We start from the raw sequence: 26,987 nt of genomic DNA, 5'->3' as shown, positions 1-26,987 counted from the left end.
GGGCGGACAGGCCTCAGCCGCCCGACGTGTCCAGCTCTGCGTCGGCGCCGGGCACCGCGCAGTCGTACGGGTCGTTGAGCCAGCCCTCCGGCAGCACCACCCGGCGCTCCCCGGTGGTGCGGCCGCGCGGACCGTCGGCACCCTCCGGCCAGGGCTGCTCCAGGTCGAGGGAGCCCAGCAGCCCCTCCAGCTCGCCCAGCGAGGAGGCGCCCGCCAGCTTCACCCGCATCTCCGACCCCACCGAGAAGCCCTTGGTGTACCAGGCCACATGCTTGCGGAAGTCGATCACGCCGCGGGCCTCGTCGCCGATCCACCGGCCCAGCAGGTCGGCGTGGCGCACCATCACCGCCGCCACCTCGCGGAACGAGGGGCGCTGGTAGTCCGCCTCCCCCTCGAAGACCGACACCAGGTCGCGGAAGAGCCATGGCCGCCCCAGGCAGCCACGGCCCACCACCACACCGTCGCAGCCGGTCTCCCGCATCATCCGCAGGGCGTCGTCCGCCGACCAGATGTCGCCGTTGCCCAGCACCGGGATGTCCGCCGGGACCGCCTCCCGCAGCCTGGCGATCGCCGACCAGTCGGCGGTGCCGCCGTAGTGCTGGGTCGCCGTCCGTCCGTGCAGCGCGACCGCCGCCACCCCCTCCTCGGAGGCGATCCGCCCGGCGTCCAGATAGGTGAGGTGGTCGTCGTCGATGCCCTTGCGCATCTTGATCGTCACCGGCAGCGCACCGGCGTTGCCCACCGCCTGCCGCAGGATGTCCCGCAGCAGGTTCCGCTTGTACGGCAGCGCCGAGCCGCCGCCCTTGCGGGTCACCTTGGGGACGGGGCAGCCGAAGTTGAGGTCCACATGATCGGCCAGGTCCTCGTCGGCGATCATCCGCACCGCCCGGCCCACCGTCTCCGGGTCCACCCCGTAGAGCTGGATGGAGCGGGGCTGCTCGCTGGGGTCGAAGCGGATCAGCCGCATGGTCTTGCGGTCCCGCTCCACCAGCGCCCTGGTGGTGATCATCTCGCTGACGAACAGCCCGCGGCCCGCGCTCTGCTCCCGGCAGAGCGTACGGAACGGCGCATTGGTGATCCCCGCCATCGGCGCCAGCACCACCGGCGGCCAGACCTGCATCGGCCCCACCCGCAGCGGTGCGAAGGCACTCTCGGGCGCGGTGGCTGCGGGCTCTGCGACGGCGGTCATACGGGCGTTCCTCGGGGGTCTGCGGCGAGCGGTGAACCCCCATTGTCCCCCACCCGCACACCGGGCCGCAGGGTGTGCCGCCCATGCGGAGCGCCCCGCCCGTCCGCCGCCGCCGAGCCGCCGCCCGGCCGCTGCTCAACCGCTGCTCAACCGCTGCTCAACCGCTGCTCAAGCAAGCAGGGCGCGCGCCTCCATCAGCGCGAAACCCAGCAGATTGAGACCACGCCACCGGGCCGGATCGGCCGCCCGCTCGTCGTCGGCGGCCAGGCCGATGCCCCACACCCGGTCCATCGGACTGGCCTCCACCAGCACCCGGCGGCCGGTGCCCAGCAGATACCCGCAGAGATCACGGTCCTGACCGAACTTGGCGACATTGCCCGCCACCACCAGCCCGAACCGCTCACGCTCCCAGGCCGCGCCGTCGAACCCCCGCACCAGCCGGCCCAGCTTCTTGGCCTCGGCCGGGGTGGCTGCGGAGAGGATCCGCCCGAGCACCGCCTCGTCCTCGAACAGCCTGGCCTTGGCGGCCATCATCCAGTGCTCGGCGGAGGCGTACTCCACACCCTCCACCGTGAACGGGGACTGCCACCACTGGCTGAGACAGCCGGCGCCCACGCTGCCGTCCCGCTGCGGCCGGTGCCCCCAGAACATCAGATACTTCGGCTGCACCCCGGCGGCCGTGACGGCTGCCAGCTCCGCGCGGCTGCGGGTGTCTGCGGGCTCAGTGGGCTCGTTGGGCTCGGCGGATTCGTCGGACTCGGTGGGCCGGGCCGGTTGCGGCTGCGTCGAGGCGGTCATGAGGGCGATCCTGCCAGCCGCCTCCGACAGTCGCGCCGGTCCCACCCGGCCCCGGGTACCCGGCGCGGGATGCCGGATACCCGGGGTGCCGGATACCCGGGGGGCCCGATACCCGGGGGGCCGGTCGGGGCCCAGGGCGACGACCCCTAGTGGGTCCTGACCACGAGGGCGAAGCCGAGGACGGCGACCGCCAGGCCGGCGGCCAGGAAGGCCGTGCCCAGCGCCGCCAGCCGTCCGCGCTGGACACCGCCGGACCCGCCACTCGCACGCGCCGTCGCGACCAGCAGGGTCACCCCGGTGCCCAGCACCCCGCAGCCGACCAGCCCCACGACCGCCCAGAGGACGGTGGTCCAGCTTCCCGGGTGATCGGGGTTGTTGTGGGCGACGCCCGCGAGATCCATGGTCCGGTGCACGTTCACTTGTCCTCGGCGAGATTCTGGAGATCGGCTTCGATCCCGGCCCCCGCAGCATAGACAGCCGTGTTGAGGCCGGTGCTGAAGCCGTCCTTGTACCCGGCGTCGGCGAGCCTGCCGCGTTCGCTGAGGTGCTCTCCGCCCAGGCTGCCGTGCTCCTCCAGGTGGCTGGTGTGGGCGTCCGCGGCCGCATTGCCCAGGGCGCCGGTCGCGGCGTTGGTCAGGGCGTCCTGCCAGATGGTGGAGCCGCTCTGGTCGTTCATCAGGTCGGCTGTGAGCCCGCCCGAGATATTGCCCAGGGCACCGTTGACGGTGGTGCCGACCCGGCCCTCACCGCTGAGGATCCGGCCCAGCCCGCCGGTCAGCCCGGCGCCCTCCGCCAGTGAGGCACCGCCCGCCGTGAAGACAGCCGTGCCGAGGGCCTCCTTGCCCGCGGTGCCGAGGTCGGCGCCGACGGTCACCGGCTGCCCGTTCAGTGCCTGGTTGAGCATCATGCTGCCCGAGTCGGCGGCGAAGTTGGTGGCGAAGCTCTCCAGGCCCGTCTTGGCGAACTTCGCGCCGAATCTGGCCACGGTCGTCAGGACCTTCTCCAGGGTCGCTGCCGTCTCCTCGGCGAGACCCGCGAACCTCTCCAGCAGTGCGGCCACCTTCTCGGCCGCCGTGGTGAAGAGCCGCACCAGGTCGACGACCTTGGCGACCTTGGCGGCCACCGCGGTGTTGGCGACGAGGTCGGAGATGCCCGCGGTGACGAAGGAGAGCGCCACACCGGCCACCTCCATCTCCGCGATCTGCACACAGATGTCGATGATGGACTCATTGATCTGGTCGATCTCGTCCGCATAGGCCCGCAGCCCCTGCGCCACCTGGTGGAAATTGCCGGCGGCCTGGTCCATGGCCTGCCGCTGCTGCTGCCAGTGCCGCTCGAACGCCTGCCGGGCGTCGCCCGACCAGCCCTGCTCGTCGACGTTGCGGACGGCGGTGTCCAGCACCCGCTCGTAGTCGCGCAGTTCGTCGCCCATCCCGTCCCAGGAGTCCGCGATCGAGCGCAGGGTGTCGCCGTCGCCGCCCGGCAGCTCCACGCCGCAGGCCTGGAGGATCTTCAGGACCTTGCCGTCTATCCAGCCGTTGATGCTCATGGCGGGCCCCTCAGAGAGCGTGCGCGACGGAGTGGACGTGTGCGCCCGCGGCCTGGTCCGCCGCGGCGTAGTTCTCCGCGTTGACGCGCAGCCGCTGACCGTCGCTCTCCAGCACCTGGCTCAGTTGGCCGAGTGCCCTGACGGTGCCGTTCAGCAGGTCCGTGTACTTGGACATCGCCCCGTCGCACGCACCGAGCAGCCCGAAGGCCTGCCCGATACGGGAGGCGCCGGCCGAGAATGCGTCGATCTGCCGGGCCAGGTCCGCCGACTCGCGTTCAAAGGTGCCTGCCAGGTCCGTCAGAGCCGCCGGCTCGACGCGGAAGTGCCCACTCACCGTGCTGTCCCCGTTCATATGCTGTGTCGCTGCCGTCCCCCCGTGGTGAGCCTGCCAGCCGGTGACCGTCCCGACCTGGGTCGATACGCGACCTGCACGGGAACCAGACCGACTTTTTGCCGAGTGGTGCGGCGGCCGGGCCGGGGACGGGAACCGGAGGGTGCCCGACGGGCGTAGGGTGCCCCCGACCCGATCTGACGGTTGGTCTGTTTCCGCGCGGCCGGTCACCGTGCGGAGCCGCGAAAGCTGATGGAAGCATCCGCGTAACCTGCCCGCCGTCTGTGCGGGGCAGGATGGCCACCGGCCATGACCCGGGTGACCGGTCGGACGCGAGCCGAGGCAGTGGCCACGCCCGGTCGGGGGGCAGCTGACGAGGGGGCGGACCGCGAAAGCGTTCCGGCAGGAGGTCGCACCATGGCGGTTGACCGGGGATCGGATCCGATGCGGGTCGACGAGTTGCGCACGCAGCTCGACGAGCTGCTGAGGGCGCGCCAGTACGCGGTGCAGCGGGAGCGGCGGCTCGCCGCCGGGCTGAGGCCGGCCGAGCACGGCTACGCCACCCCGTCGCCCGCCCAGGACCGGGCCATGGTGCAGCAGCTGGCGCAGGCGCGGGCGTACCGGGAGCAGCTGGGCACCGAGTGCCGAAGGCTCAGCGAGCAGTTGCTCGAGGCGGAGGAGCACGCCCGCTGGACGGCGGTCACCCCGGTTCAGCCCGACCCCGGGCCGGACGGCGGGCAGGGCGTCCACGCCGGGCGGGCGCGGGTGCGGACCCGCGGCAGTGCCCGTCACGGCGGGATGCCGACGGGCGGGGAGACTCCGGCGGCCGCACCGCCGCCGGACACCGCACCGCCCGGGAGGCGGTCCGGTGCACCGGTCGGGGCCCGCTTCGGCGGCGCACACGGCGGTTCGGAGCCGGATCCCGGGCCGCCGTCCGCGCCGGACGGGCGGCCCGGCCGGTCCGCTCCCCCGCGGGACCCCCAGCCGGCCGTCGCCCCTCCGGCCGGTCCCGGGCCCTTTGTGGACCTGGCCGCGCTGACGTCCCAGGTGTCACGGCTGCACGCCGCCGGGCGGAGCCAGGAGGCGGTGGCCACCGTCGTCGAGGCCTCGCTGGCCCTGGCGCCGGACCAGGTGGCCTTGCTGGCGACCCGGCTGCGGGCCCAGGGGCCGCCCGGTTCGGCCCGCTGCCTGGCCCGCTCGGCCGCCCGCGGCCCGGCGGGGCATGTCGCGCTGGTCCTGGCGCTGCTGCGGCGGGCCGAGCTGATGGAGGAGTCCCAGGAGCTGTTCCACCAGCTGTGGTCGTGGACGGCGGACCGGCTGGTGCCGCTGTTCGACGCGCTGGAGCAGACCGGGCAGGCCGCCGACGCGGCAACGCTGCTCTGGGAGTCGGCCTCGGCACCGCCGGACGATGTCGCCGCGCTGGCGGCGGCCCTGGCGCACGCGGGCCGCGCGGCGGATCTGCGGAGCCTGCTGGGGCAGGCGTCCAGCCGCAGCCCGGCCGAGGTCGCGGCGCTGGTGACCGCGCTGGCCGGGGCGGGGAGGGCGGACGAGTACGAGTTGCTGCTGGGGGCCGCGGTGCGCGGGCGGCAGGCCTCGGATCTGGCGGAACTGGGTGCCCAGCTGGCGTCCGGGGGCGACCCGGGCCCGTACGCCCGGCTGCTGGCCGCGGCAGAGGAGGCGGCGCCGGAGCGGCGGCGGGACATCGCTGCCGCGCTGCGCCTGGCCGGACTGCCCCTGCAGGCCGACGCCTCGACCCGGTCCCGGCTGGGCCGCCGCAGAAGCTGACGTCCGGTTGAACCCGCGGCAGCACGGGGCCGCGCCGCCCCGGCACGGAGTGTTCGCCGGCCCGGCTCCGCTGCGGCGGATGCACAGGGGCGCCCCACCGGTGGTCCGGTGGGGCGCCCCTGGTGCCGGGCCTCGGCCGGCCGGTGTCAGCAGCCGATCAGGCGGGCGGCGAGGTAGGACTTGACCTGGTCCAGGGAGACGCGCTCCTGGGCCATGGTGTCGCGCTCGCGGACCGTCACGGCGTTGTCCTCGAGGGTGTCGAAGTCGACGGTGACGCAGAACGGGGTGCCGATCTCGTCCTGGCGGCGGTAGCGCTTGCCGATGGCACCGGCGTCGTCGAACTCGACGTTCCAGGCCTGGCGGAGGTCGGCGGCCAGGCCGCGGGCCTTCGGGGAGAGGTCGGTGTTGCGGGAGAGCGGCAGCACGGCGACCTTCACCGGGGCGAGGCGAGGGTCGAGGCGCATGCCGACCCGCTTCTCCATGACGCCCTTGGCGTTGGGCGCCTCGTCCTCGAAGTAGGCGTCGAGGAGGAAGGCCAGCATGGCGCGGTTGAGGCCGGCCGCGGGCTCGATGACATAGGGGTACCAGCGCTCGCCGGACTCCTGGTCGAAGTACTTGAGGTCCTGGCCGGAGTGCTCGGCGTGCACCGACAGGTCGTAGTCGGTGCGGTTGGCGATGCCCTCCAGCTCCGAGAACTCCTGGCCGCCGAAGTTGAAGCGGTACTCGATGTCCACGGTGCGCTTGGCGTAGTGGGACAGCTTCTCCTTGGGGTGCTCGAAGAAGCGCATGTTGTCCGGGTTGATGCCGAGGCCGGTGTACCAGTTCCAGCGCTCCTGGAGCCAGTACTCGTGCCACTGCTCGTCCTCGCCCGGCTTGACGAAGAACTCCATCTCCATCTGCTCGAACTCGCGGGTGCGGAAGATGAAGTTGCCGGGGGTGATCTCGTTGCGGAAGGACTTACCGGTCTGGGCGATGCCGAACGGCGGCTTCTTGCGCGAGGTCTGCTGGACGGCCTTGAAGTTGACGAAGATGCCCTGGGCGGTCTCCGGGCGCAGGTAGGCCAGGCCGGAGGCGTCCTCGGTCACGCCCAGGTGGGTCTTGAGCATGCCGGAGAACTGCTTGGGCTCGGTGAAGGAGCCCTTGTTGCCGCAGTTGGGGCAGTTGACGTCGGCGAGGCCGCCGGCCGGGACATGGCCGTGCTTGGCCTCGTACGCCTCCTCCAAGTGGTCCGCGCGGAACCGCTTGTGGCAGGAGAGGCACTCGGTGAGCGGGTCGTTGAAGGTGGCGACGTGGCCGGAGGCCTCCCACACCTCGCGGGCGAGGATCACCGACGAGTCGATACCCACCACATCCTCGCGGCCGGTGACCATGGCACGCCACCACTGCCGCTTGATGTTCTCCTTGAGCTCGACGCCCAGTGGCCCGTAGTCCCAGGCGGCCCGCTGACCGCCGTAGATCTCGCTGCAGGGGTAGACGAAGCCACGGCGCTTGCTCAGGCTGACGATCGTGTCGATCTTGTCGGCGGCCACAGTGCTCTCTTCAGTACGACGACGCGGTCAAGGGACTCGGGGAGGGTGCCGCAGAGCGGCACGACCGAATACCTCAGGTTACCGGCCCCGGCCGGAGCGGTTTCAAATCCGTTCCCCGCTACGGCGGGTGGATCGTCCGAACAGCTGAGAATTGACAATCGTTTCCACTTCAAATGAGAATGGTTGTCATGAGCCATCGATCCGCCGTCCTCTCCCTGGGTATAGCCGCCACCGTCGCGCTGACCCTCGCCGCCTGCGGCAGCGGGAGCAGCACCTCGGCCGGCAGCAGCGGCGGCGGCGGCAGACTCGGCGTGGTGGCGTCCTTCTATCCCCTGGAGTACCTGGCCGAACAGATCGGCGGCAGCCATGTCTCGGTGACCGACCTCACCTCACCCGGCGTGGAGCCGCACGACCTGGAGCTCTCCCCCCGTCAGATCGCCGCCGTGGAGAAGGCCGGGCTGGTCGTCTACCTCAAGGGGCTGCAACCCGCCGTCGACGACGCCGTCGCACAGTTCGGCCGCGGCCCCGTCGTCCAGGCGGCCGACTTCTCGCCACTGGTCGACCACCATCTCGACGAGGACGGCGCAGCCGGCGGGGAGCCCGGCGGCGGGACCACCGGAGACCCCCACATCTGGCTGGACCCCACCCGCTACGCCGCGGTGGCCAAGGGCGTCGGCACCGCGCTTGCCAAGGCGGACCCCGGCCACGCCGCCGACTACCGGCGGAACACCGACGGCCTGGTGGACCGGCTCGCCACGCTGGACCGCGAGTTCCGCTCCGGCCTCGCCCCCTACAAGGGCAGGGAGTTCGTCACCAGCCACGCCGCCTTCGGATACCTCGCCGACCGCTACGACGTCACCCAGGTCGCCGTCAACGGAGTGGACCCCGAGTCCGAGCCCAGCCCGGCCCGGCTGTCCGAGATCCAGCGGCAGGCCCGCGCGCACGGTGTCAGCACTGTCTTCTTCGAGACGCTCACCAGCCCCAAACTCGCCAGGACGCTGGCCTCCGACCTCCATCTGAAAACCGCGGTGCTCGACCCGATCGAGGGCGTCGCCCACCCCGGCGAGCAGGACTACTTCTCCATCCAGCGGCAGAACCTGGAGAACCTCGAAGCATCCTTTGGAGCCGCCCGATGACCACCGCCACCGCGATCTCCCTGCGCGGCGCCGTCGCCTCCCTGGGCGGCCGCCCGGTGCTGCGCGGCGTGGACCTCACCGTGCAGCCCGGCGAGGTGGTCGCCCTGCTCGGCGCCAACGGCTCCGGCAAGTCCACCACCGTACGCACCGTGGTCGGCTCGGTGCCGCTGCAGCGCGGCACCCTGGAGCTGTTCGGCACCCCCTACGCCCGGTTCCGCCACTGGCACCGCATCGGCTACGTACCGCAGCGCACCACCGCCGCGAGCGGGGTGCCGGCCAGTGTGCGGGAGGTGGTCTCCGCCGGGCGGCTCTCCCGGCACGGACTGCTGCCGCTGCGCCGCCGCGACCGCGAGGCCGTGGACCGGGCGCTCTCCGCGGTGGGAATGCTGGACCGGGCCGCCGACGGCGTGGCCGATCTCTCCGGCGGCCAGCAGCAGCGGGTGCTGATCGCCCGCGCCATGGTGGGCGAGCCCGATCTGCTGATCATGGACGAGCCGATGGCCGGGGTGGACCTGGCCAGCCAGCAGGTGCTGGCCCGGACCCTGCGGCAGGAGGTGGAGCGCGGCGCCGCCGTGCTGCTGGTGCTCCATGAACTCGGCCCGCTGGAGCCGCTGATCGACCGTGCCGTGGTGCTGCGCGACGGCTGCGTGGCCCAGGACGGCCCTCCCCCACCCTCCGGGCGGGGGTACCCCCAGCCGCCCACGGCCGGCCAGCACGCGCTGCCGGGCCACGACCCCGATCTTCTGACCGGGCAGGGCTGCCACCCCCACGCGGCCGACGACCACCACCGCCCGCGTACGACCGCCCCGGGGCTGCTGCCATGACCGAGATGCTCACCACCGACTTCATGCAGCGGGCACTGCTCGCCGCCGTACTGATCGGGATCACCGCCCCCGCTGTCGGCCTCTATCTGGTGCAGCGCGGCCAGGCGATCATGGGCGACGGCATCGGCCATGTCGCCCTCACCGGTGTCTCGCTGGGCTTTCTGCTGAACACCAGCCCGGTCTGGATGGCCACCCTGGTCGCCGGCGCCGGCGCCGTGGTGATGGAGCTGATCCGCGAACGCGGCCGCACCCGCGGCGACATCGCCCTGGCGATGCTGTTCTACGGCGGTATGGCCGGCGGCGCGCTGATCATCAAGCTCGCCCCCAACGGCTCGATGGCCAACCTCACCACCTACTTGTGGGGCTCCATCCTCACCGTCTCGGCGAGCGACATCGTCACCGTGGTGGTGCTGGCCGTCCTGGTCGTCGCCATCACCGTGGGCCTGCGGCGGCAGCTCTTCGCGGTCTGCCAGGACGAGGAGTTCGCCCGGGTCACCGGGCTGCCGGTGCGGCTGCTCAATCTGCTGCTCGCCGTCACCGCGGCCGTCACCGTCACCGTGGCCATGCGGGTGGTCGGACTGCTGCTGGTCAGCGCACTGATGGTGGTGCCGGTGGCCGCCGCACAGCAGGTCACCCGGTCCTTCGCCGCCACCCAGATGCTGGCCGTGGGCATCGGCGTGGTGGTGTCGCTGGGCGGCACCACGGCCTCGTACTACCAGGACCTGCCGCCCGGCCCGACCATCGTGGTGCTGGCCATGGTCCTCTTCGGTCTGATCGGGCTGCTGGCCGTCCCGCTCGCCAGGCGGCGCCACGGCGCCGGTACCGCCGCGGCGGACCCCTCGGCCGGCGAGCTGCTGCTGCCCGCACCGCGCAGTGAAACCGGCACCACGGGCGCCGCCCCGGATGACGAGCAGCGCCTGACGCCGGGCACATCGCTGGCACAATGAACCCTGACAGAAACCCCGACCAAGGAGGACTCACGGTGACCACCGCCAGCCCGTCGCCGCGTGCCCGGTCGACCCGGCAGCGCGCCGCCGTGTCCGCCGCCCTTGACGAGATCCAGGACTTCCGCAGCGCCCAGGAACTCCACGACCTGCTGAAGCACAAGGGCGACTCGGTGGGCCTCACCACCGTCTACCGCACCCTGCAGTCGCTCGCCGACTCGGGCGAGGTGGACGTGCTGCGCACCGCCGACGGCGAGGCCGTCTACCGGCGGTGCAGCAGCGGGCACCACCACCATCTGGTGTGCCGCGGCTGCGGTCGCACGGTGGAGGTCGAGGGACCCGCGGTGGAGCGCTGGGCGGACGCGGTGGCGGCGGAGCACGGCTTCTCGGACATCGCGCACACCCTGGAGATCTTCGGTACCTGCGCGGACTGCGTCAACCCGTAGTCCGGTGCACGGAAGGGGCCCGGGAGGCGGTCGCCTCCCGGGCCCCTTCGGTATCCGCGGCCTCAGTGCTGTTGCGTCTGGGTGGGCAGGTCATTGGGGATGGCTCCGCCGAAGCGGCGGTCGCGCATCGCGTACTGCTCACAGGCCCGCCACAGGTCGCGGCGGTCGAAGTCCGGCCAGAGGACGTCCTGGAAGACGAACTCGGCGTAGGCCGACTGCCAGAGCAGGAAGTTGGAGGTCCGCTGCTCACCGCTGGGGCGCAGGAAGAGGTCCACGTCCGGCATGTCGCGGTGGTAGAGGTAGCGGGCGAAGGTCTTCTCATTGACCTTCTCCGGGTCCAGCCTGCCCGCGGCCACATCCGCCGCCAGCGCCGCCGCGGCGTCGGCGATCTCGGCGCGCCCGCCGTAGTTGACGCACATGTACAGGGTGACCAGGTCGTTCTCCCTGGTCATCTCCTCGGCGACCTGGAGCTCCTGCACCACGCTCTTCCACAGCTTGGGCATCCGCCCGGCCCAGCGCACCCGGACGCCCATGGCGTCCATCTCGTCGCGGCGGCGGTGGATGACATCGCGGTTGAAGTTCATCAGGAAGCGCACCTCCTCGGGCGACCGCTTCCAGTTCTCGGTGGAGAAGGCGTACAGCGAGAGGTTCTTCACGCCGAGCTCGATGCAGCCCTTCAGGACGTCCAGCACCACGGCCTCGCCGACCTTGTGGCCCTCGGTGCGGGGCAGTCCGCGCTCCTTGGCCCAGCGGCCGTTGCCGTCCATCACGATGGCGACGTGGCCCGGCACCAGCTCGCCGGGGATCTTCGGCGGCTGGGCGCCGCTGGGGTGCGGGCTGGGCGGCAGATACTGTCGCTGCCGCCCGCCACCGAAGAGCCGTCGTGCTGCCATCGCCTACTTCTCCACGTATCTCAGGGAACGGAGGCCCCGCTCCAGGTGCCACTGCAGATAGGCGGCGACCAGGCCGCTGCCCTCGCGGCAGAACCGCGGCTCACAGGCGTCCGCCGTCTCCCAGTCACCGGAGAGCAGCGCGCCGAGCAGTTCCAGTGTCTCAGGGGAGGGTACGGCACTGCCGGGCACACGGCAGTCGCCGCAGAGCACCCCGCCGGCCTGCAGGGAGAAGAATCGGTTCGGCCCCTCCATGCCGCACTTGGCGCAGTCGTCGAAGGTCGCGCCGTAGCCGTTGACCGCGAGCGAACGCAGCAGGAAGGCATCCAGCACCAGATGCGGCTCATGGTCGCCGGCAGCCAGCGTCCGCAGTGCGCCGACCAGCAGCAGATACTGCTGGACGGCCGGCTCGCCCTCGTTCTCGGTGAAGCGCTCGGCGGTCTCCAGCATGGCCGTACCGGCGGTGTAGCGGCCGTAGTCGGCGACGATCGGGCCCCCGTACGGGGAGATGGTCTCCACCTGGGTGCAGAGCGGCAGGCTGCGCCCCACCAGATCGCTGCCGCGGGCGAAGAACTGCACATCGACGTGGGAGAACGGCTCCAGCCTGGCACCGAACTTGGACTTGGTGCGCCGCACCCCGCGGGCGACCGAGCGGACCCGCCCGTGGTGGCGGGTGAGCAGCGTGATGATGCGGTCTGCCTCGCCCAGCTTCTGGGTGCGCAGCACGATGCCGTCGTCCCGGTAGAGGCTCATCCGGTGGCGGCGGGGAGGTTGTCCGGCATGAGGCCATTCTCCCGCATCCCGCGGCGGCCCCGCACGGGCCTGCGTCGGTACGGTGCGGGACGGCCCCGCGCGGGACGCCCGGGGCCGGAGTCCCTGAGTCCCGCACCGGGGGCGCCGCAGGCCGCTGGGCGGGCGCCCGCGCCGGTGCGGGACCGGGCAGGCCCGGGAGGGGGACGCGGGCCCGTCCTGTGCACCTGGTGACCTGAGTCACGGACCCCTAGGGGTGCGGGGTCCGGGCGGCGACGGTCAGCAGTTCGTCGATCTGGTCCGACGCGAGTGCCAGGCAGTGCCCGACGGCCGCCAGGGCGTCCCGCTCGGCGGGGCGGTAGGGGCCGTCGGCCAGCGCGATCCAGGCGCCCTGCAGCAGCAGCCGCTCCAGGCCCTGCGGAGCCAGATGCGGGGCCAGCGGCTCCAGCGCGGCATGCAGTTCGATGGCCAGGCCGCTGCCGATCCCGCCGTACACCTCGTCCAGCGGGCTGTCGCCGCCCGGTGCGGGGTCGGCGGAGCCGATGCCGGAGAGCGCCGCGAGGGCGGCCAGCACCTGGGCCTCCCCGCAGTCCTCGAAGCCTGCCTCGTCACCCCGCAGGCGGCCTCCCTGGTGAGGCGGTTTCCGGTGCCGCCGGCGGCCAGCACGGCCAGCGCGATGGTGTACTGCGCGTCGCGGAGCATGCCGGAGAGCTTGGTGCAGGTGGGCCGCTCCAGCGCGGAGGCGGCGTAGCGGCTGCGGCACGCGGTGCACTGCACACTGGTGCCGACCAGGCCCATGGGCAGTACGGGCGCGCCCAGCACCCGAAGCCAGCGGCGGCCCTGTTGCCGCCGGTAATTGCGGTCCCCACCGCAGCCGGGGCAGAAGAACTCACCCAGGACCTCCGTCCGCCACGACGGGCGGACACCCCACAGACGCGTCACAGGCGCACTCCCCTGTCACAGCCGACGGCCCTGCCCGAAACCCACGGGCGAGGTCACGCAACCGAGCACTCTTCAGGGGCGTCCCACCGACCCCGGTGTCGGTTGGATCGATGCTGCCACGCGAGTGAGGCCCTGTCAGTACCCCGGACGGTGGTCGGACCGAAAAAGTGTGGCGCAGGACACATCTGCGCCGCCGGGGACGGCCCCGGCGGCGCAGAAGTGATGCTTCAGGGTCAGTCGCGCTGCGCCCGGTTGACGGCGCTCACGATGGCCTTGAGCGAGGCACGCACGGTGTTGGAGTCCATTCCGACGCCCCACAGCACCCGTCCGTCGACGGCGCACTCCACATAGGCGGCGGCCTGGGCGTCGCCGCCCTCGCTCAGCGCGTGCTCGGCGTAGTCCAGCACCCGTACGTCCACGCCGATCCCGGCCAGGGCGTCCACGAAGGCCGAGACCGGACCGTTTCCGGAACCGCTCAGGGTGGTCTCCACGCCGTCGACGACCGCCTCGGCGGTGAGCGCGTCACGGCCGTCGGTGGTGGCCAGCTTCTGAGCGGTGCGCAGCGAGATGCGGCCCCAGGCCGCGCCCGGGACGGGCAGGTACTCGTCCTCGAAGACGGCCCAGATCTGGGACGGGGTGACCTCGCCGCCCTCGGAGTCGGTCTTGGCCTGGATGATCCGCGAGAACTCGATCTGCATCCGGCGCGGCAGGTCCAGCTTGTGGTCGTTCTTCAGGACGTAGGCGACGCCGCCCTTGCCGGACTGGCTGTTGACCCGGATGACCGCCTCGTAGGAGCGGCCCACGTCCTTGGGGTCGATGGGCAGATAGGGGACGCCCCACGGGTGCTGGTCCACGCTGTGGCCGGCCTCGGCCGCGGCGGCCTCCAGCGCGTCGAAGCCCTTCTTGATGGCGTCCTGGTGGGAACCGGAGAAGGAGGTGTACACCAGGTCGCCGGCGTAGGGGTGGCGCTCGGGCACCGGCATCTGGTTGCAGTACTCGGCGGTGCGGCGGATCTCGTCGATGTCGGAGAAGTCGATCTGCGGGTCGACACCCTGGGAGAAGAGGTTCAGGCCGACGTTGACCAGGTCCAGGTTGCCGGTGCGCTCGCCCTGGCCGAACAGGCAGCCCTCGACCCGGTCGGCGCCGGCCATCATGGCCAGCTCGGCGGAGGCCACTCCGGTGCCGCGGTCGTTGTGCGGGTGCGAGGACAGGCAGATGTACTCGCGGCGGCTCAGGTTGCGGGACATCCACTCGATGCGGTCGGCGTAGATGTTGGGGGTGGAGCGCTCCACCGTGGTGGGCAGGTTGAGGATGATCTCGCGGCCCTCGCCGGGCTGCCAGACGTCCATGACCGCCTCGCAGACCTCCAGCGCGTAGTCCAGCTCGGTGTCGATGAAGATCTCCGGGGAGTACTCGTAGCCGAAGACCGTCTCCTCACCCAGGATCTTCTCGGCGTACTCCATCACCAGCCGGGTGCCGTCCACCGCGATCTGCTTGATCTGCTCGCGGCTGGCGTTGAAGACCACCCTGCGGAACATCGGCGCGGTCGCGTTGTACAGGTGCACGGTGGCCCGGGGCGTGCCGCGCAGCGACTCCACGGTGCGCTCGATCAGTTCCTCGCGGGCCTGGGTCAGCACCGAGATGGTGACGTCCTCCGGGATCGTCCTCCTCGACCAGTGAGCGCACGAAGTCGAAGTCGGTCTGGCCGGACGAGGGGAAGCCGACCTCGATCTCCTTGTATCCCATGCGTACCAGCAGGTCGAACATCTTGCGCTTGCGCGCCGGGGACATGGGGTCGATCAGCGCCTGGTTGCCGTCCCGCAGGTCGGTGGAGAGCCACCGGGGAGCCTGGGTGATCACCCGGGACGGCCAGGTGCGGTCCGGCAGGTCCACGGTCTCGAACTGGGAGTAGCGGTGGAACGGCATCGCCGACGGCTGCTGGCGCACGGTGGCTGCGGTGATCGGGGTGGGACGCTCCACGAAGGCGCGGGCGACGGAGTCGGGCTGGGTCATGACGGTTCTCTGCTCCTCTTTGCGGTGGGCTGGTCGGGGGTGGAGTCACCCGACGGCCGACGACTGCGGCGGCAATACGCGCACAGCACCAGTCCCCGCGGCAAGGGAGCCGGCCTCTGTGATCTACAGGCCCTCGCCGCGGCAGCTAAGAAGAAGCAGCCCGTAACGCATGATGCCGCCCAGAGTAACCCAGCCACCGCCGGCACCGCAGGCGCGTTCCGCACCGTGAGACACCGCAGGTGACCGCCGAAACGATCCCTCGGCACCGGGCCGGGCGAATACCGGCGGGACTTCATGACAAAGCGTCACCGTTGGGCCACTCTGAGCGCATGGATTCCTCAGCCCGCGGACACGCCTGCCACTGCACCATCGTGCCGCCGCACATCCTGGACCGGCTCGCCGAGGCCGGAGACGCCCCGGTGCGGGAGGCCGCCCGGCGCGCCCTCGCCCTCGACGCCCGGCACCGGGAGAACCGGCTGCTGGCACCACGCACCGTCCTGCCGCCGCTCACCGAAGACGCCGGGGACCACCCCGAGCGCACCGTCTGCGACACCCGCCACACCGAGACCCTCCCCGGCCGCGTGGTGCGCCGCGAGGGCGGCGGCGCAGTGAAGGACGGCTCGGTCAACCGCGCCTACGACGGCCTGGGCGCCACCTTCGCCCTCTACCGGGAGGTCTACGGCCGCCGCTCGATCGACGACGCCGGACTGCCGCTGGACGCCACCGTCCACTACGGGCACGACTACGACAACGCCTTCTGGAACGGCGAGCGGATGGTCTTCGGCGACGGTGACGGCCAGGTCTTCAACGACTTCACCGCCTGTGTCGACGTCATCGGCCATGAGCTCACCCACGGGGTCACCCAGTACACCGCCGGCCTGGACTACCAGGACCAGTCGGGAGCCCTCAATGAGTCGGTCTCCGATGTCTTCGGCTGCCTGGTCAAGCAGTACGCGCTGCAGCAGACCGCCAACCAGGCCGACTGGCTGATCGGTGCGGGGCTGCTGGCGCCGAGGGTGCACGGGGTGGCGCTGCGGTCCATGCGGGAGCCCGGCACCGCGTACGACGACGAGGTGCTGGGCAAGGACCCGCAGCCGGCCTCCATGGACGGCTATGTGCAGACCACCGAGGACAACGGCGGGGTGCACATCAACTCCGGCATCCCCAACCGCGCCTTCTACCTGGTGGCGGCCGAACTGGGCGGCTTCGCCTGGGAGCGGGCCGGGCAGATCTGGTACGACACCCTCACCGGCGGGACGCTGCGGCCGGACGCGGACTTCGCCGCCTTCGCCGCCGCCACCTCGGCTGCCGCGCTCGCCCGCTACCGCGAGGGCCCGGAGACAGCCGCGGTCGCCAAGGGATGGGCCCAGGTCGGTATCACCGGTTGAACCGCCCCGGGGCGGGGCGCACAGCAGGCGTCCCGCCCCGTCCGAGATCGTTTTTGTCGCGGGATTTACTCGCCAGGCGGACCCGTTGCGTAGCACACTGGCAACCATGCGTATCCGGGTGACCCGCACCGGCGGCCTCGCCGGGATCGCGCGCCGGGCCGAGGTGGACACCTCGGCACGGACCGACGCGCCGCACGTCCACGCCCTGGCACGGGAGGCCATGGCCTCCGGGCTGCGGACCCCCACCTTCGGCGTGCCCGACGGCTTCCACTACGAGATCACGGTGGACGGCCGCACCGTCCACTGCGCGGACCCCCGCCTCAGCGACGCCCAGCGGGAGCTGATCTCGCTGGTGCTGCGCGAGGGCGCCTGACGGTCGTCCCCCGGGGCAATTGACTGACGTGCTGTCAGAACCCGAGCTTGCGCAGCTGCTTGGGGTCGCGCTGCCAGTCCTTGGCCACCTTGACATGCAGATCGAGGAAGACCGGCGTGCCGAGCAGCGCCTCGATGTGCTTGCGGGCGGTGGTGCCGACGTGCTTGAGACGGGAGCCCTTGGCGCCGATCACGATCGCCTTCTGGCTCTGCCGCTCGATGTAGACATTGGCGTGGATGTCCAGCAGCGGGCGGTCCGCGGGCCGGCCCTCGCGGGGCAGCATCTCCTCCACCACCACGGCCAGCGAGTGCGGCAGCTCGTCGCGGACGCCCTCCAGGGCGGCCTCCCTGATCAGCTCGGCCACCATCACCTGCTCCGGCTCGTCGGTGAGGTCGCCGTCCGGGTAGAGCGGCGGGCCCTCGGGGAGCAGCGGCACCAGCAGGTCGGCCAGCAGGCCCACCTGCTTGTCGCCCACCGCCGACACCGGGACGATCTCCGCCCACTCGATGCCCAGCTCCCGGCCCATCTGGTCGATGGCGATCAGCTGCTCGGCCAGGCGCTTGGAGTCCACCAGGTCGGTCTTGGTGACGATGGCCACCTTGGGGGTCCGCTTGACCTCGGAGAGCTCCTTGGCGATGTAGCGGTCGCCGGGGCCGAGCTTCTGGTCGGCCGGCAGGCAGAAGCCGATCACATCGACCTCGGCCCAGGTGGTGCGGACCACGTCGTTGAGCCGCTCGCCGAGCAGGGTGCGGGGCTTGTGCAGCCCCGGGGTGTCCACCAGCACCAGCTGGGCGTCCGGGCGGTGCACGATGCCCCGCACGGAGTGCCGGGTGGTCTGCGGGCGGTTGGAGGTGATGGCGACCTTCGTCCCCACCAGCGCGTTGGTCGGGTCGACTTGCCCGCGTTCGGCCGCCCGACGAAGCAGGCGAAGCCGGAGCGGAAGGGGGCGCCGCCGGAGGGGGGAGTGAGGCTCATGCGGACCATTCTCCCCGACCCGGGAGGGTGCGGCGTACCTGCCCCGAGCGGCCTACTTCTTCTTGCCCCCGCCGCCCGCCGAGTGGATCACGCTGGCCACGGTGAGGACGGCGACGGTGATCGAGGCGGCCAGCCAGCCGGACGAACCGGTCTGGTACCAGATGCCCATCCCCCAGAGCACCACCAGTGCGGCCGCTATGAACCCACAACCCCCCATGCCCTCCGGCCCCCTCTCTCCGCGAAGAGCCTAACGGGGGTCGAACGTGCGCCCAACTGCCTTTCGGGCCGTTCTGCGCTGCCTCAGGTCGATCAGCAGGGTGGTCCAGATCAGCAGCCCGGCGAGGGCATACAGCCAGTCCCACCAGGACTGCGGGCCGTGCTGGGCCAGCTGTGTGCCGGCACGCACCACCGTCAGCAGGCCCCAGAGGAACCACAGCAGACGCCAGGCCCGGGAGGCGGGCACCACCCGGCCGCCGGATATGCCTCGGCGGACGGTCACGCGGTGGCGGTGGTGCGCAGGACTCCGTCCGGGCCCGCCAGCAGCACCGGGGTCCCGGCGCCCCCGAGGTCGCGTACGGCGGCCACATCGGCCTCCGCGGGCGCCTCCGCCGCGGTCACCACGGCGGCGGCCTCCAGGCTCTTGGCGCCGCTGGCGACGGCCATGGCCACCGCGGTCTGCAGCGCGCTGAGCCGTAGCGACTCCAGCGCCACGGTGCCCGCCACATAGGTGCGCCCGGTCTCGTCGCGGACCGCGGCCCCCTCGGGCACACCGTTGCGGGCCCGGGCCGAGCGGGCCAGGGTGATGATCTTCTTGTCCTCGGGGTCCAGCTCGGACGCGGCGTCACTCATGTCGCCGAGCATAGCGATCAGCCCGCGGACCGCTGGAGGGCACCACAGGGCACGCGGGACCCGCGGCGGGAGGCCGGCATCACAGCCCGCTCCCGCCGCGCCGCCTCGTGCGGGCGTCACTCCGTGGTGCGGGCGTCACTCCGTGCGGGAGGCGTCCGCCGCTGGTGTCGCGGGGTCACCGTGCGCCGTCGCGCCCGGCTCGTCCCGACGGCCGTGGTGGCGGGCCACCGGTTCGGCGAGGACGGTGTCGATGCGGTTCCGACGGCCTGCGGACGACTCGGCGGTCAGCCGCAGGGCGGTGATCGGCAGGGCGTCGTCCTCCGGCAGCGGCACCTCGCAGGCGGCACCGGGGATCGGCACCCGGCCGAGGTGCTTGGCCAGCAGCCCGCCCACGGTGTCCACGTCCTCGTCGGCCAGCTCCAGGCCGAAGAGCTCGCCCAGTTCGTCGACCGGCAGCCGGGCGGTGACCCGGTAGCTGCCGTCGCCCAGCTCCTCCACCGGAGCGGCCTCCCGGTCGTACTCGTCGGTGATCTCGCCGACGATCTCCTCCAGGATGTCCTCGATGGTGACCAGGCCCGCGGTGCCGCCGTACTCGTCGATCACGATGGCGACGTGCGAGCGCCGCTGCTGCATCTCGCGCAGCAGGTCGCCGGCCGGCTTGGAGTCCGGGACGAAGACAGCGGGCCGCAGCACCGAGGAGACCGGCTCCGACTCGGCGTCGCGGTTGATGTGGGTACGGCGGACCAGGTCCTTGAGATAGACGATGCCGACGACGTCGTCCTCGTTCTCACCGACCACCGGGATCCGGGAGAAGCCGCTGCGCAGGGCCAGGGTGAGGGCCTGCCGCACGGTCTTGTGGCGCTCGATGAGCACCAGGTCGGTGCGCGGCACCATCACCTCGCGGACGATGGTGTCGCCGAGTTCGAAGACGGAGTGCACCATACGGCGCTCCTCGTCCTCGATCAGGGAGTCCTTCTCCGCCAGGTCCACCAGGGCGCGCAGCTCCGCCTCGGAGGCGAACGGCCCCTCGCGGAAGCCCTTGCCCGGGGTCAGGGCGTTGCCCAGCAGGATCAGCAGCTTGGGGATCGGGCCGAGCACCCGGGCCAGCGGCAGCAGCACCACGGAGGCTGCGGTGGCGGTGTTCAGCGGATGCTGGCGGCCGATGGTGCGCGGGGAGACCCCGACCATGACGAACGAGACCAGCACCATCACCCCGATGGCGACCAGTACCGCCACCCAGGTGGACTGGAAGCCCCGGACGCAGACCACGGTCACCAGCACCGCCGCCGCCATCTCGGAGCCGACCCGGATCAGGGTCGCCAGATTGAGATAGCGGATGGGGTCGGTGGCCATGGCCAGCAGCCGGTTGGAGCCCCGGCGGCCGGCGCGTACCGCCTCCTCGGCGCGGAACCGGGACACCCGGGAGATGCCGGCCTCGGCGCAGGCTGCCAGCCAGCCCACGATCACCAGCAGGACCGCGCCGATGACGAACGACGTCGTATTGCCGCCCATGTGCGTCTGTCAGCTCCCCGCCCGCTCAGCGGGTCGTCGGGGCCGGGGAGGGGCCCTGCAGGCCGCGCTCGGCGCGCCAGTCGTCCAGGATGCGCTTCTGCAGCCCGAACATCTCGCGCTCCTCCTCCGGCTCCTCGTGGTCGTAACCGAGGACGTGCAGCACCCCGTGGACGGTGAGCAGTTGCAGCTCGTCGTCCATGGAGTGGCCGCCGTCCTTGCCCTGCTTGAGGGCGACCTCCGGGCAGAGCACGATGTCGCCGAGCAGGCCCTGCGGCAGCTCCTCGCCCTCCTTGCCCGGGCGCAGCTCGTCCATCGGGAAGGACATGACATCCGTGGGGCCGGGCTCGTCCATCCACTGGATGTGGAGCTGCTCCATGGCATCGGTGTCCACCAGGATCACCGACAGTTCGGAGAGCGGGTGGATGCGCATGCGGTCCAGGGCGAAGCGGGCGACGTCGAGCACGGACTGCTCGTCGACCTCCCAGCCGGACTCGTTGTTGACGTCGATCGACATGATCGGTTGGGCTCTCGGCTCTCAGCTGTCGTTGCGGCGGGGCTGGCGGGGGGCGCGGGCGCGGCGCGAGGGCGGGTCCCCTGCATCGGACCCGTCGGAGTTCTCGACGTCCCAGCGCTCATAGGCGTCCACGATCCGGCTGACCAGCTTGTGGCGGACCACATCGGTGCTGGTCAGAAGGGAGAAGTGGATGTCCGGCACATCACTGAGGATGTCCTGGACCACCTTGAGACCGCTCCTGGTGCCGCCTGGAAGGTCGATCTGGGTGACGTCACCGGTGATGACGATCTTGGAGTTGAACCCGAGCCGGGTGAGGAACATCTTCATCTGCTCGGGATTGGTGTTCTGCGCCTCGTCCAGGATGATGAACGCGTCGTTGAGCGTACGGCCGCGCATGTACGCGAGCGGCGCCACCTCGATCGTCCCGGCGGCCATCAGCCGCGGGATGGAGTCGGGGTCCATCATGTCGTGGAGCGCGTCGTAGAGCGGCCGCAGATACGGGTCGATCTTCTCGTAGAGGGTGCCGGGCAGAAAGCCCAGCCGCTCGCCGGCCTCCACCGCGGGACGGGTGAGGATGATCCGGTTGACCTCCTTGGCCTGGAGGGCCTGCACGGCCTTCGCCATCGCCAGATAGGTCTTGCCGGTGCCCGCCGGGCCGATGCCGAAGACCACCGTGTGCCTGTCGATGGCGTCGACATAGCGCTTCTGGTTGAGGGTCTTGGCCCGGATGGTGCGGCCCCGGCTGGAGAGGATGTTGGCCGTCAGCACCTGCGAGGGGTTCTCCGACGACTCGGGGTGGCTCGGGTCGGCGGCCGCACTCTTGAGCATGGCGATGGAGCGCTCCACGGAGTCCTCCGTCAGGGGCTGGCCGGTGCGCAGCACCAGCATCATCTCGTTGAACAGGCGCTGCACCAGAGCGATCTCGGCGGGATCGCCGGCGGCGGTCACCTCATTGCCCCGGACGTGGATGTCGGCACCTGGGAATGCGCGCTCGATCACCCGGAGCAGGGAGTCGGCGGAACCCAGAACGGTCACCATGGGGTGCTTCTCGGGGATCACGATGCGGGCTCGTGCCGGGCCGCCGCCGTCCAGCGCCTGGCTGTCGCCGGCCGGACGCGCGCCATTGGGGCGCTGAGCGGGGGTGCGGGTGTGCGAGGTGCCGCTGTCAGATGTCGCAGTCATGGGTCGGCCGCTGGGGCCTGCCTCATCCCATCCGTAGATCCGGTTCGCCTCTCCGGCCTGGCACACCAAGCGTACGCCGAGGCTCCGACAGCCGTGTCGGGGGCGACTTCGATGCTGCGGCATCGGACAGCTGTACGCCAGTGGTTTTCACGGGGAACCTCACGAAAAGCCCGCTCTGCGGGGGCGGCACACACACCCGCCCGCCGGCGCCCCGGGTGGCGCACGGTCCACCGGGCGCATCCGCCGGGCGGAGGCCGGGCTCCCCGGCCGGGTTCAGCGCGGCGGGAGGGGGACCCGCGAGAGGTCCTCGGCGACGACGATCTCACCGTCGAAGTGGGCACGCGCCTCGGCGAGGTGGGCGTCCAGGTCGGGGTAGCGCTGGGAGAAGTGGGTGAGGACCAGGGTCCGGACGCCCCCCTCCGCCGCGGCCCGGGCGGCCTGCGCCGCGGTGAGGTGTCCGTGGTCCTCGGCCAGCCCGGCGTCCGCGGTGACGAAGGTCGCCTCGATCACCAGCATGTCCGCGCCCTCGGCGAGCGCGGCCACCCCGTCGCACACCCTGGTGTCCATGACGAAGGCGAAACGCTGGCCGCGGCGGGTCTCGCTGACCTCGTCCAGGCCGACCGTACGGCCGTCCGGCAGCGTCAGCCTGCCCTCTCGCTGGAGCCGCCCGACATCGGGGCCCGAGATGCCGCACGCCGCCAGCCGCTCGGGCAGCATCCGCCGCCCGTCGGGCTCCACCAACCGGTAGCCGAAGGACTCCACCGGGTGCGACAGCGCGGCGGCCTCCAGACGGAAGGGGCCGCCCGGGGCCTCCAGCGCTCCGGCGGAGGAGACCGGCCGGGGCCGCAGCTCCACCGTCTCGTGGAAGGCGGTGGCATGCCGCAGCCGGTCGAAGAAGTGGCTGCCGGAGGCGGGGAAGTAGCAGTCCACCGGGTGCGGCACCCGGTCCAGGTTGAGCCGCTGGATGATCCCGGCCAGGCCGAGGGAGTGGTCGCCGTGGAAGTGGGTGACGCAGATCCGGGTGACATCGGTGGCGGAGACACCGGCGTGCAGCATCTGCCGCTGGGTCCCCTCCCCCGGGTCGAAGAGCAGTCCCTCGCCGTCCCAGCGGAGCAGATAGCCGTTGTGGTTGCGGTGCCGGGTGGGCACCTGGCTGGCCGTCCCCAGGACGACGAGTTCGCGGTGGGACACGACGGGCGGTCCGCTCAGACCAGGGTGCCGTGCAGGCTGCCGTCGCCGCCGAGGACGTGCACATGGGCGTGGAAGACGGTCTGCCCGGCGCCCGCACCGGTGTTGAAGATCAGCCGGTAGCCCGACTCTGCGATCTTCTCCTGGGCGGCCACCTCGCCCGCCTCCGCCAGGATCGCGGCCGCCTGGTCGGGCGCCGCCACCGCGAGCGCCGCCGCATTGGGGTGGTGGGCCTTGGGGACCACCAGCACATGCGTGGGCGCCTGGGGGTGTATGTCGCGGAACGCGAGGGTGGTCTCCGTCTCGCGGACCACCTCCGCCGGGATCTCCCTGGCGATGATCTTGCAGAACAGGCAGTCCGGCACCGGGGTCCCGTCCGACATCGGCTTCTCCTCCGAGGGGTTCGCGCAGGGGTGGTCACACCGCTTCGGCGGGCCCGGCCCGCCGTCGAGAGACTATCGCGCGGCCGTGGGGGCCGGCCGACGGCCGGGACGGTGCGTCGGCCTGACCGCACCGTCCCGGCCGGGGCCGCTACAGCTCCGGAATGCCCGGTGCCCGCTTGGCCGGCCGCTCGTCGAGCGCGGCCAGGGCGAGGCGCACGCCCTCCGCCAACTGCGGGTCCTCGCCCGCAGCCCAGTGGTGCGGCGCCATCACGACCTCCACATCCGGATCGACTCCGTGGTTCTCCAGGCCCCAGCCGTAGTTCTCGAACCAGGTGGAGTACTTGGGCTGGGTGACCGCGGTGCCGTCGACCAGCGAGTAGCGGGAGTCGATGCCGATCACACCGCCCCAGGTCCGCTCTCCGACCACCGGGCCGATGCCCAGCGCCTGGATCGCGGCGTTGACGATGTCGCCGTCCGACCCGGAGAACTCATTGGCCAGTGCCACCACCGGACCACGCGGCGCGTCGGCGGGGTACGGCTCGGCGGACCGCACATCGCGGGCCCGCCCCCAGGAGACGATCCGCCGGTTGAGCTTCTCCACCACCAGCTGCGAGGTGTGGCCGCCGCGGTTCTCCCGCAGGTCGACGATCACCCCCTCCAGCGCCATCTCCACCCGCAGATCACGGTGGAGCTGCGCCCAGCCGGCGCCGACCATGTCCGGGACGTGCAGATAGCCCACCCGGCCCGCGGAGAGCTCGTGCACGGCGGCGCGGCGCCCCGCCACCCAGTCGTGGTACCGCAGCGGCTCCTCGTCGCCGAGCGGGACCACCACCACATGCCGGTGCTCGCCGCCGCCCGCGGGGGCGACGGTCAGCTCCACCGGCCGGCCGGCCGAGCCGGCGAGCAGCGGCATCGGCCCGGTCACCGGGTCCACCGGCCGGCCGTCGACGGCGACCAGCGCGTCGCCCGCCCGTACGGCGACGCCGGGGGCGGACAGCGGGGAGCGGGCGCGCGGGTCCGAGGACTCGCCGGGCAGCACCCTGACGATCCGCCAGGAACCGCCCTCGCGGACCAGGTCGGCGCCGAGCAGCCCCTGCTGCCGGGCGGTGTCCGAGGGGCGGCCGGGCGGGGAGACATAGGCGTGCGAGGTGCCGAGCTCGCCCTGCACCTCCCAGAGCAGGTCCACCAGGTCGTCATGGCTGCCCAGCCGGCCGACCAGCGGGCGGTAGCGGGCGAGCACGCCCTCCCAGTCGATACCGCCCAGGTCCTCGCGCCAGAAGTTGTCGCGGGCCAGGCGGCCGTTCTCGTCGTACATCTGGAGCCACTCGGCGGCCGGGTCCACGGTGGCGCGGATCCGGGACAGATCGACGGTGAGGTCGTCGGCGTCGCCGGAGCCGACCTTGCGGTCCGCGGGCAGTACCCGCAGCCGGCCCTGGTCGAGCACCGCGATCCGGCTGCCGTCCCCGGAGACGGCGAACCCGTCCAGCCCGTCGACCAGTTCCTCGTCCTTGCGGCTCGTCAGATCGAAGCGCTCCAGTACCGGGCGCGGATCGTCGTCGTCCGGCGAGGCGAGGTCGTCACCGAGCACACCGGTGACGGGCAGCCGGGTCCACAGCACCCCGCCCTTGGCGGCCCGCAGCGTGCCGAAGCGGCCGCCGGCCACCGGGAACGGCACGATGCGGTCCGGCAGTCCCTCCAGGTCGACGCGGGTGGCCGGCGGCTTCTCCTCGCCGTCGTCCCCGTCTGCGTCCTCGGCCCCCTTGGCGTCGGCCGCCTTGGCTTCCTTGCTCTCGTCGTCGCCGCCGAGCGGCCGCCCGTGGAGCTGCGGCCCGAACGGGGACGGCGTGTCGGCGGCCAGGGTGATCAGGTAGGGGCGGCAGCCGGTCGGGAAGGACAGGTCGAAGACATGGGCGTCGTAGACCGGGTCGAAGTTGCGGATCGACAGGAAGGCCAGATGCCTGCCGTCCGCGGTGAAGGACGGCGAACTGTCGTTGAACCGCAGCGGGGTGGCGTCGGACACCGAGAGGTCGGTGGTGTCCGCCAGCTTCAGCTGCCGCAGCGGCCACGGGCCGGGGTGCGACCAGGCCAGCCAGCGGGAGTCAGGGGAGAAGGCCAGGTCGGCGATGTCGCCGTCCTCGCTGCGGGTGATCTCGCGGATCTCACCGCTCTCCACCTCGACCAGCAGCACCCGGCCGTCGTGCGAGGCGACGGCGACCCGGCTGCCGTCCGGCGCGGCCACCAGCTCCAGCACACGGCCGAGCCGGCCGGCCCCCACCCGGCGCGGGGCGGCACCCAGGGCCCCGGCCGAGGGGGCGAACTCCAGGGCGTCCTCCCCCTCGGCGTCCGTCACCCAGACCACGGTCTGGCCGCCCTCCGAGGGAACGACCTCGGCCAGCCTGGCGCGGACACCGGGCTCTGCCGCCAGGGCCCGGCTCGGGCCGTCGCGGTGGGTGACCCAGTGCACCGTGCCGCGGACGGTGACGGCGCTGGCCCGCCCGGTGCGGTCCGGGGCGGGGATGCCCAACTGGCGCCCCCCGGTGAGCGGGAAGGGCTGCCGGGCGGTCCGGGGACTGCCGAGGGTGATCTCCAGACGGCGCGGCTCACCGGTGTCGAGGGAGTCCAGCAGCCAGAGGTCGCCCGCCTCGTGCCAGACGATCCTGGTGCCGTCGGTGGTGGCATTGCGCGCGTAGAAGTCGCCGCTGCTGTGACGGCGCAGGTCGCTGCCGTCGGGCAGGCTGGAGAAGAGCCGGGCGACGCCCTCGTGGTCGGAGAGGAAGGCGATACGGTCGCCGACCCACATCGGGGAGTCGATCTGGGTGTCGAGGCCGGCGTGGACCCGCTCGAACCGGCCGCCCGTACGCCCGGTCCAGAGCTTTCCGGCGGTGCCACCGCGGTAGCGCTTCCAGTGCGCGGGCTCCTTGCCGACGCCGACCGGACCCGCCGAGAGCAGCAGCACCCGGCCCTCCTCCGCACCGCCCGGGTCCGGCTCGAAGGCCAGACCGGCGATCGGCCCGTACGGCAGCCGGCGCGGCTCACCGCCGTCCAGCGGGACGGCGAAGGCCCAGGTGCGGCGGAGGGTCGACTGGCCGCCCGTGGTGACAGCGACGGGCTCGCCCTCCGGCGTCCAGCCGCGCAGCGCGGTCCTGGCGCTGCCCCAGTGGGTCAGCCGCCGGGCGGGACCGCCGTCGACCGGGGCCACATGGATCTCGGGGGCCCCGTCGCGGGTCGAGGTCCAGGCGATCCGAGAACCGTCCGGCGAGAAGCGGGGATGGGCGGAGGGTGCCTGGTCGGCGCTGAGCCGCCATGCGCGACCGCCGCCGAGCGGGGCGACCCAGACGTCGTCCTCGGCCACAAAGGTGACCAGCTCGCCGTGGAGATGCGGATGACGGAGGTAGGCGCCGACAGGGTTCGCGGTGGTTCCGGAGTCAGCATTGATCACGTCCGCCACCCTAGCCAGGGGCTCGGACAGCTGCGAGAGGTTTCCCCCTCAGCGAATC

At 72.2% G+C, this 26,987-nt stretch carries 24 protein-coding genes and 3 pseudogenes; 7 read left to right on the top strand and 20 right to left on the bottom strand.

Features of this window, described 5'->3' with window-relative positions:
• Positions 1–13 precede the first annotated feature (13 nt).
• The 5 genes from dusB to AB0761_RS25745 form a co-directional block, all read right to left on the bottom strand.
• Positions 14–1,189, bottom strand: coding sequence for a tRNA dihydrouridine synthase DusB (dusB, locus tag AB0761_RS25765; protein WP_377271523.1), 1,176 nt, complete (start codon positions 1,187–1,189; stop codon positions 14–16).
• A 168-nt stretch (positions 1,190–1,357) separates the two neighbouring features.
• Positions 1,358–1,840: an NADAR family protein gene (locus AB0761_RS25760; protein ID WP_377274323.1), complete on the bottom strand. Its 483-nt coding sequence runs from the start codon at positions 1,838–1,840 to the stop codon at positions 1,358–1,360.
• A 293-nt stretch (positions 1,841–2,133) separates the two neighbouring features.
• The gene (locus AB0761_RS25755; RefSeq protein ID WP_377271522.1) at positions 2,134–2,406 is read right to left on the bottom strand and encodes a hypothetical protein; all 273 of its coding nucleotides are present in this window, start codon (positions 2,404–2,406) and stop codon (positions 2,134–2,136) included.
• Positions 2,403–3,536, bottom strand: coding sequence for a WXG100 family type VII secretion target (locus AB0761_RS25750; protein ID WP_377271521.1), 1,134 nt, complete (start codon positions 3,534–3,536; stop codon positions 2,403–2,405). The genes AB0761_RS25755 and AB0761_RS25750 overlap by 4 nt, the downstream gene beginning before the upstream one ends.
• Before the next feature lie 10 nt (positions 3,537–3,546).
• Positions 3,547–3,870 carry a type VII secretion target gene (locus AB0761_RS25745; RefSeq protein WP_377271520.1) on the bottom strand — a complete coding sequence of 108 codons (324 nt, stop codon included), beginning with the start codon at positions 3,868–3,870 and terminating at the stop codon, positions 3,547–3,549.
• A 414-nt stretch (positions 3,871–4,284) separates the two neighbouring features.
• Here AB0761_RS25745 and AB0761_RS25740 point away from each other — a divergent pair, with 414 nt between their 5' ends.
• The gene (locus AB0761_RS25740; protein ID WP_377271519.1) at positions 4,285–5,652 is read left to right on the top strand and encodes a hypothetical protein; all 1,368 of its coding nucleotides are present in this window, start codon (positions 4,285–4,287) and stop codon (positions 5,650–5,652) included.
• Positions 5,653–5,798: 146 nt separating this feature from the next.
• Here AB0761_RS25740 and AB0761_RS25735 read toward each other — a convergent pair whose 3' ends face one another.
• Positions 5,799–7,181 (bottom strand): glycine--tRNA ligase, encoded by a 1,383-nt coding sequence (locus tag AB0761_RS25735; protein ID WP_377271518.1) that lies wholly within the window; start codon positions 7,179–7,181, stop codon positions 5,799–5,801.
• Between the two features lie 188 nt (positions 7,182–7,369).
• Here AB0761_RS25735 and AB0761_RS25730 point away from each other — a divergent pair, with 188 nt between their 5' ends.
• The 4 genes from AB0761_RS25730 to AB0761_RS25715 are packed head-to-tail and all read left to right on the top strand — an operon-like array spanning position 7,370 to position 10,531.
• The gene (locus tag AB0761_RS25730) at positions 7,370–8,317 is read left to right on the top strand and encodes a metal ABC transporter substrate-binding protein (RefSeq protein ID WP_377271517.1); all 948 of its coding nucleotides are present in this window, start codon (positions 7,370–7,372) and stop codon (positions 8,315–8,317) included.
• On the top strand, positions 8,314–9,141 hold the full coding sequence (locus AB0761_RS25725; protein WP_377271516.1) for a metal ABC transporter ATP-binding protein: 828 nt from the start codon (positions 8,314–8,316) through the stop codon (positions 9,139–9,141). The genes AB0761_RS25730 and AB0761_RS25725 overlap by 4 nt, the downstream gene beginning before the upstream one ends.
• Positions 9,138–10,088 carry a metal ABC transporter permease gene (locus AB0761_RS25720; protein ID WP_377271515.1) on the top strand — a complete coding sequence of 317 codons (951 nt, stop codon included), beginning with the start codon at positions 9,138–9,140 and terminating at the stop codon, positions 10,086–10,088. The genes AB0761_RS25725 and AB0761_RS25720 overlap by 4 nt, the downstream gene beginning before the upstream one ends.
• Positions 10,089–10,123: 35 nt before the next feature.
• The gene (locus tag AB0761_RS25715) at positions 10,124–10,531 is read left to right on the top strand and encodes a Fur family transcriptional regulator (protein ID WP_377271514.1); all 408 of its coding nucleotides are present in this window, start codon (positions 10,124–10,126) and stop codon (positions 10,529–10,531) included.
• Positions 10,532–10,593: 62 nt separating this feature from the next.
• Here the strand turns inward: AB0761_RS25715 and AB0761_RS25710 are convergent, their stop codons facing one another.
• The 4 genes and pseudogenes from AB0761_RS25710 to leuA all read right to left on the bottom strand — a co-directional run bounded on the left by AB0761_RS25710 (position 10,594) and on the right by leuA (position 15,126).
• Complete coding sequence (locus tag AB0761_RS25710) at positions 10,594–11,424, bottom strand: isoprenyl transferase (RefSeq protein WP_377271513.1); 831 nt, start codon at positions 11,422–11,424, stop codon at positions 10,594–10,596.
• Between the two features lie 3 nt (positions 11,425–11,427).
• On the bottom strand, positions 11,428–12,174 hold the full coding sequence (gene recO / locus AB0761_RS25705; protein WP_377271512.1) for a DNA repair protein RecO: 747 nt from the start codon (positions 12,172–12,174) through the stop codon (positions 11,428–11,430).
• A 247-nt stretch (positions 12,175–12,421) separates the two neighbouring features.
• Positions 12,422–13,113 (bottom strand): annotated as a pseudogene (locus AB0761_RS25700) (TerB family tellurite resistance protein).
• Between the two features lie 233 nt (positions 13,114–13,346).
• Positions 13,347–15,126, bottom strand: a pseudogene (gene leuA / locus AB0761_RS25695) (2-isopropylmalate synthase).
• Positions 15,127–15,455: 329 nt separating this feature from the next.
• On the opposite strand from leuA, the gene AB0761_RS25690 reads away from it, so the two are divergent.
• On the top strand, positions 15,456–16,514 hold the full coding sequence (locus tag AB0761_RS25690; RefSeq protein WP_377271511.1) for a M4 family metallopeptidase: 1,059 nt from the start codon (positions 15,456–15,458) through the stop codon (positions 16,512–16,514).
• Between the two features lie 106 nt (positions 16,515–16,620).
• A complete protein-coding gene (locus AB0761_RS25685) occupies positions 16,621–16,887 on the top strand; it encodes a protealysin inhibitor emfourin (protein WP_377271510.1) in 267 nt (88 codons plus the stop codon).
• Between the two features lie 34 nt (positions 16,888–16,921).
• Here the strand turns inward: AB0761_RS25685 and era are convergent.
• The 10 genes and pseudogenes from era to AB0761_RS25635 form a co-directional block, all read right to left on the bottom strand.
• Positions 16,922–17,871: pseudogene (era, locus tag AB0761_RS25680) on the bottom strand (GTPase Era).
• A 43-nt stretch (positions 17,872–17,914) separates the two neighbouring features.
• A complete protein-coding gene (locus AB0761_RS25675) occupies positions 17,915–18,079 on the bottom strand; it encodes a hypothetical protein (RefSeq protein WP_377271509.1) in 165 nt (54 codons plus the stop codon).
• Between the two features lie 30 nt (positions 18,080–18,109).
• Positions 18,110–18,361 carry a hypothetical protein gene (locus AB0761_RS25670; protein WP_377271508.1) on the bottom strand — a complete coding sequence of 84 codons (252 nt, stop codon included), beginning with the start codon at positions 18,359–18,361 and terminating at the stop codon, positions 18,110–18,112.
• Positions 18,358–18,723 carry a cytidine deaminase gene (locus AB0761_RS25665; RefSeq protein ID WP_377271507.1) on the bottom strand — a complete coding sequence of 122 codons (366 nt, stop codon included), beginning with the start codon at positions 18,721–18,723 and terminating at the stop codon, positions 18,358–18,360. The genes AB0761_RS25670 and AB0761_RS25665 overlap by 4 nt, the downstream gene beginning before the upstream one ends.
• 123 nt (positions 18,724–18,846) lie before the next feature.
• Complete coding sequence (locus AB0761_RS25660) at positions 18,847–20,223, bottom strand: hemolysin family protein (protein ID WP_377271506.1); 1,377 nt, start codon at positions 20,221–20,223, stop codon at positions 18,847–18,849.
• Positions 20,224–20,248: 25 nt separating this feature from the next.
• Entirely contained in the window at positions 20,249–20,737 is a 489-nt protein-coding gene (gene ybeY / locus AB0761_RS25655) for an rRNA maturation RNase YbeY (RefSeq protein ID WP_055589883.1), read from the bottom strand.
• Between the two features lie 21 nt (positions 20,738–20,758).
• Positions 20,759–21,919 carry a PhoH family protein gene (locus AB0761_RS25650; protein WP_377271505.1) on the bottom strand — a complete coding sequence of 387 codons (1,161 nt, stop codon included), beginning with the start codon at positions 21,917–21,919 and terminating at the stop codon, positions 20,759–20,761.
• Between the two features lie 273 nt (positions 21,920–22,192).
• Positions 22,193–23,110, bottom strand: a complete 918-nt coding sequence (locus tag AB0761_RS25645) for a ribonuclease Z (protein WP_377271504.1) — start codon at positions 23,108–23,110, stop codon at positions 22,193–22,195.
• Positions 23,111–23,124: 14 nt separating this feature from the next.
• Entirely contained in the window at positions 23,125–23,490 is a 366-nt protein-coding gene (locus AB0761_RS25640; protein ID WP_377271503.1) for a histidine triad nucleotide-binding protein, read from the bottom strand.
• A gap of 148 nt (positions 23,491–23,638) precedes the next feature.
• Positions 23,639–26,929: a S41 family peptidase gene (locus AB0761_RS25635; protein WP_377271502.1), complete on the bottom strand. Its 3,291-nt coding sequence runs from the start codon at positions 26,927–26,929 to the stop codon at positions 23,639–23,641.
• Between the last annotated feature and the right edge of the window lie 58 nt (positions 26,930–26,987).

Source organism: Peterkaempfera podocarpi (assembly GCF_042466665.1).
Classification (GTDB): Bacteria; Actinomycetota; Actinomycetes; order Streptomycetales; family Streptomycetaceae; genus Peterkaempfera; species Peterkaempfera podocarpi.
This window is presented reverse-complemented; position numbering and strand designations above follow the sequence as displayed.

What these genes read in the sequence shown, in the direction of transcription:
- AB0761_RS25740 (WP_377271519.1), top strand. Translation starts at nt 4,285, where the DNA reads ATGGCGGTTGACCGGGGATCGGATCCGATGCGGGTCGACGAGTTGCGC.
- AB0761_RS25760 (WP_377274323.1), bottom strand. Translation starts at nt 1,840, where the DNA reads ATGTTCTGGGGGCACCGGCCGCAGCGGGACGGCAGCGTGGGCGCCGGC.
- AB0761_RS25675 (WP_377271509.1), bottom strand. Translation starts at nt 18,079, where the DNA reads ATGGGGGGTTGTGGGTTCATAGCGGCCGCACTGGTGGTGCTCTGGGGG.
- ybeY (WP_055589883.1), bottom strand. Translation starts at nt 20,737, where the DNA reads ATGTCGATCGACGTCAACAACGAGTCCGGCTGGGAGGTCGACGAGCAG.
- AB0761_RS25640 (WP_377271503.1), bottom strand. Translation starts at nt 23,490, where the DNA reads ATGTCGGACGGGACCCCGGTGCCGGACTGCCTGTTCTGCAAGATCATC.
- AB0761_RS25665 (WP_377271507.1), bottom strand. Translation starts at nt 18,723, where the DNA reads ATGCTCGGCGACATGAGTGACGCCGCGTCCGAGCTGGACCCCGAGGAC.
- AB0761_RS25650 (WP_377271505.1), bottom strand. Translation starts at nt 21,919, where the DNA reads ATGACTGCGACATCTGACAGCGGCACCTCGCACACCCGCACCCCCGCT.
- AB0761_RS25710 (WP_377271513.1), bottom strand. Translation starts at nt 11,424, where the DNA reads ATGGCAGCACGACGGCTCTTCGGTGGCGGGCGGCAGCGACAGTATCTG.
- recO (WP_377271512.1), bottom strand. Translation starts at nt 12,174, where the DNA reads ATGAGCCTCTACCGGGACGACGGCATCGTGCTGCGCACCCAGAAGCTG.
- AB0761_RS25685 (WP_377271510.1), top strand. Translation starts at nt 16,621, where the DNA reads ATGCGTATCCGGGTGACCCGCACCGGCGGCCTCGCCGGGATCGCGCGC.
- AB0761_RS25750 (WP_377271521.1), bottom strand. Translation starts at nt 3,536, where the DNA reads ATGAGCATCAACGGCTGGATAGACGGCAAGGTCCTGAAGATCCTCCAG.
- dusB (WP_377271523.1), bottom strand. Translation starts at nt 1,189, where the DNA reads ATGACCGCCGTCGCAGAGCCCGCAGCCACCGCGCCCGAGAGTGCCTTC.
- AB0761_RS25725 (WP_377271516.1), top strand. Translation starts at nt 8,314, where the DNA reads ATGACCACCGCCACCGCGATCTCCCTGCGCGGCGCCGTCGCCTCCCTG.
- AB0761_RS25690 (WP_377271511.1), top strand. Translation starts at nt 15,456, where the DNA reads ATGGATTCCTCAGCCCGCGGACACGCCTGCCACTGCACCATCGTGCCG.
- AB0761_RS25720 (WP_377271515.1), top strand. Translation starts at nt 9,138, where the DNA reads ATGACCGAGATGCTCACCACCGACTTCATGCAGCGGGCACTGCTCGCC.
- AB0761_RS25660 (WP_377271506.1), bottom strand. Translation starts at nt 20,223, where the DNA reads ATGGGCGGCAATACGACGTCGTTCGTCATCGGCGCGGTCCTGCTGGTG.
- AB0761_RS25730 (WP_377271517.1), top strand. Translation starts at nt 7,370, where the DNA reads ATGAGCCATCGATCCGCCGTCCTCTCCCTGGGTATAGCCGCCACCGTC.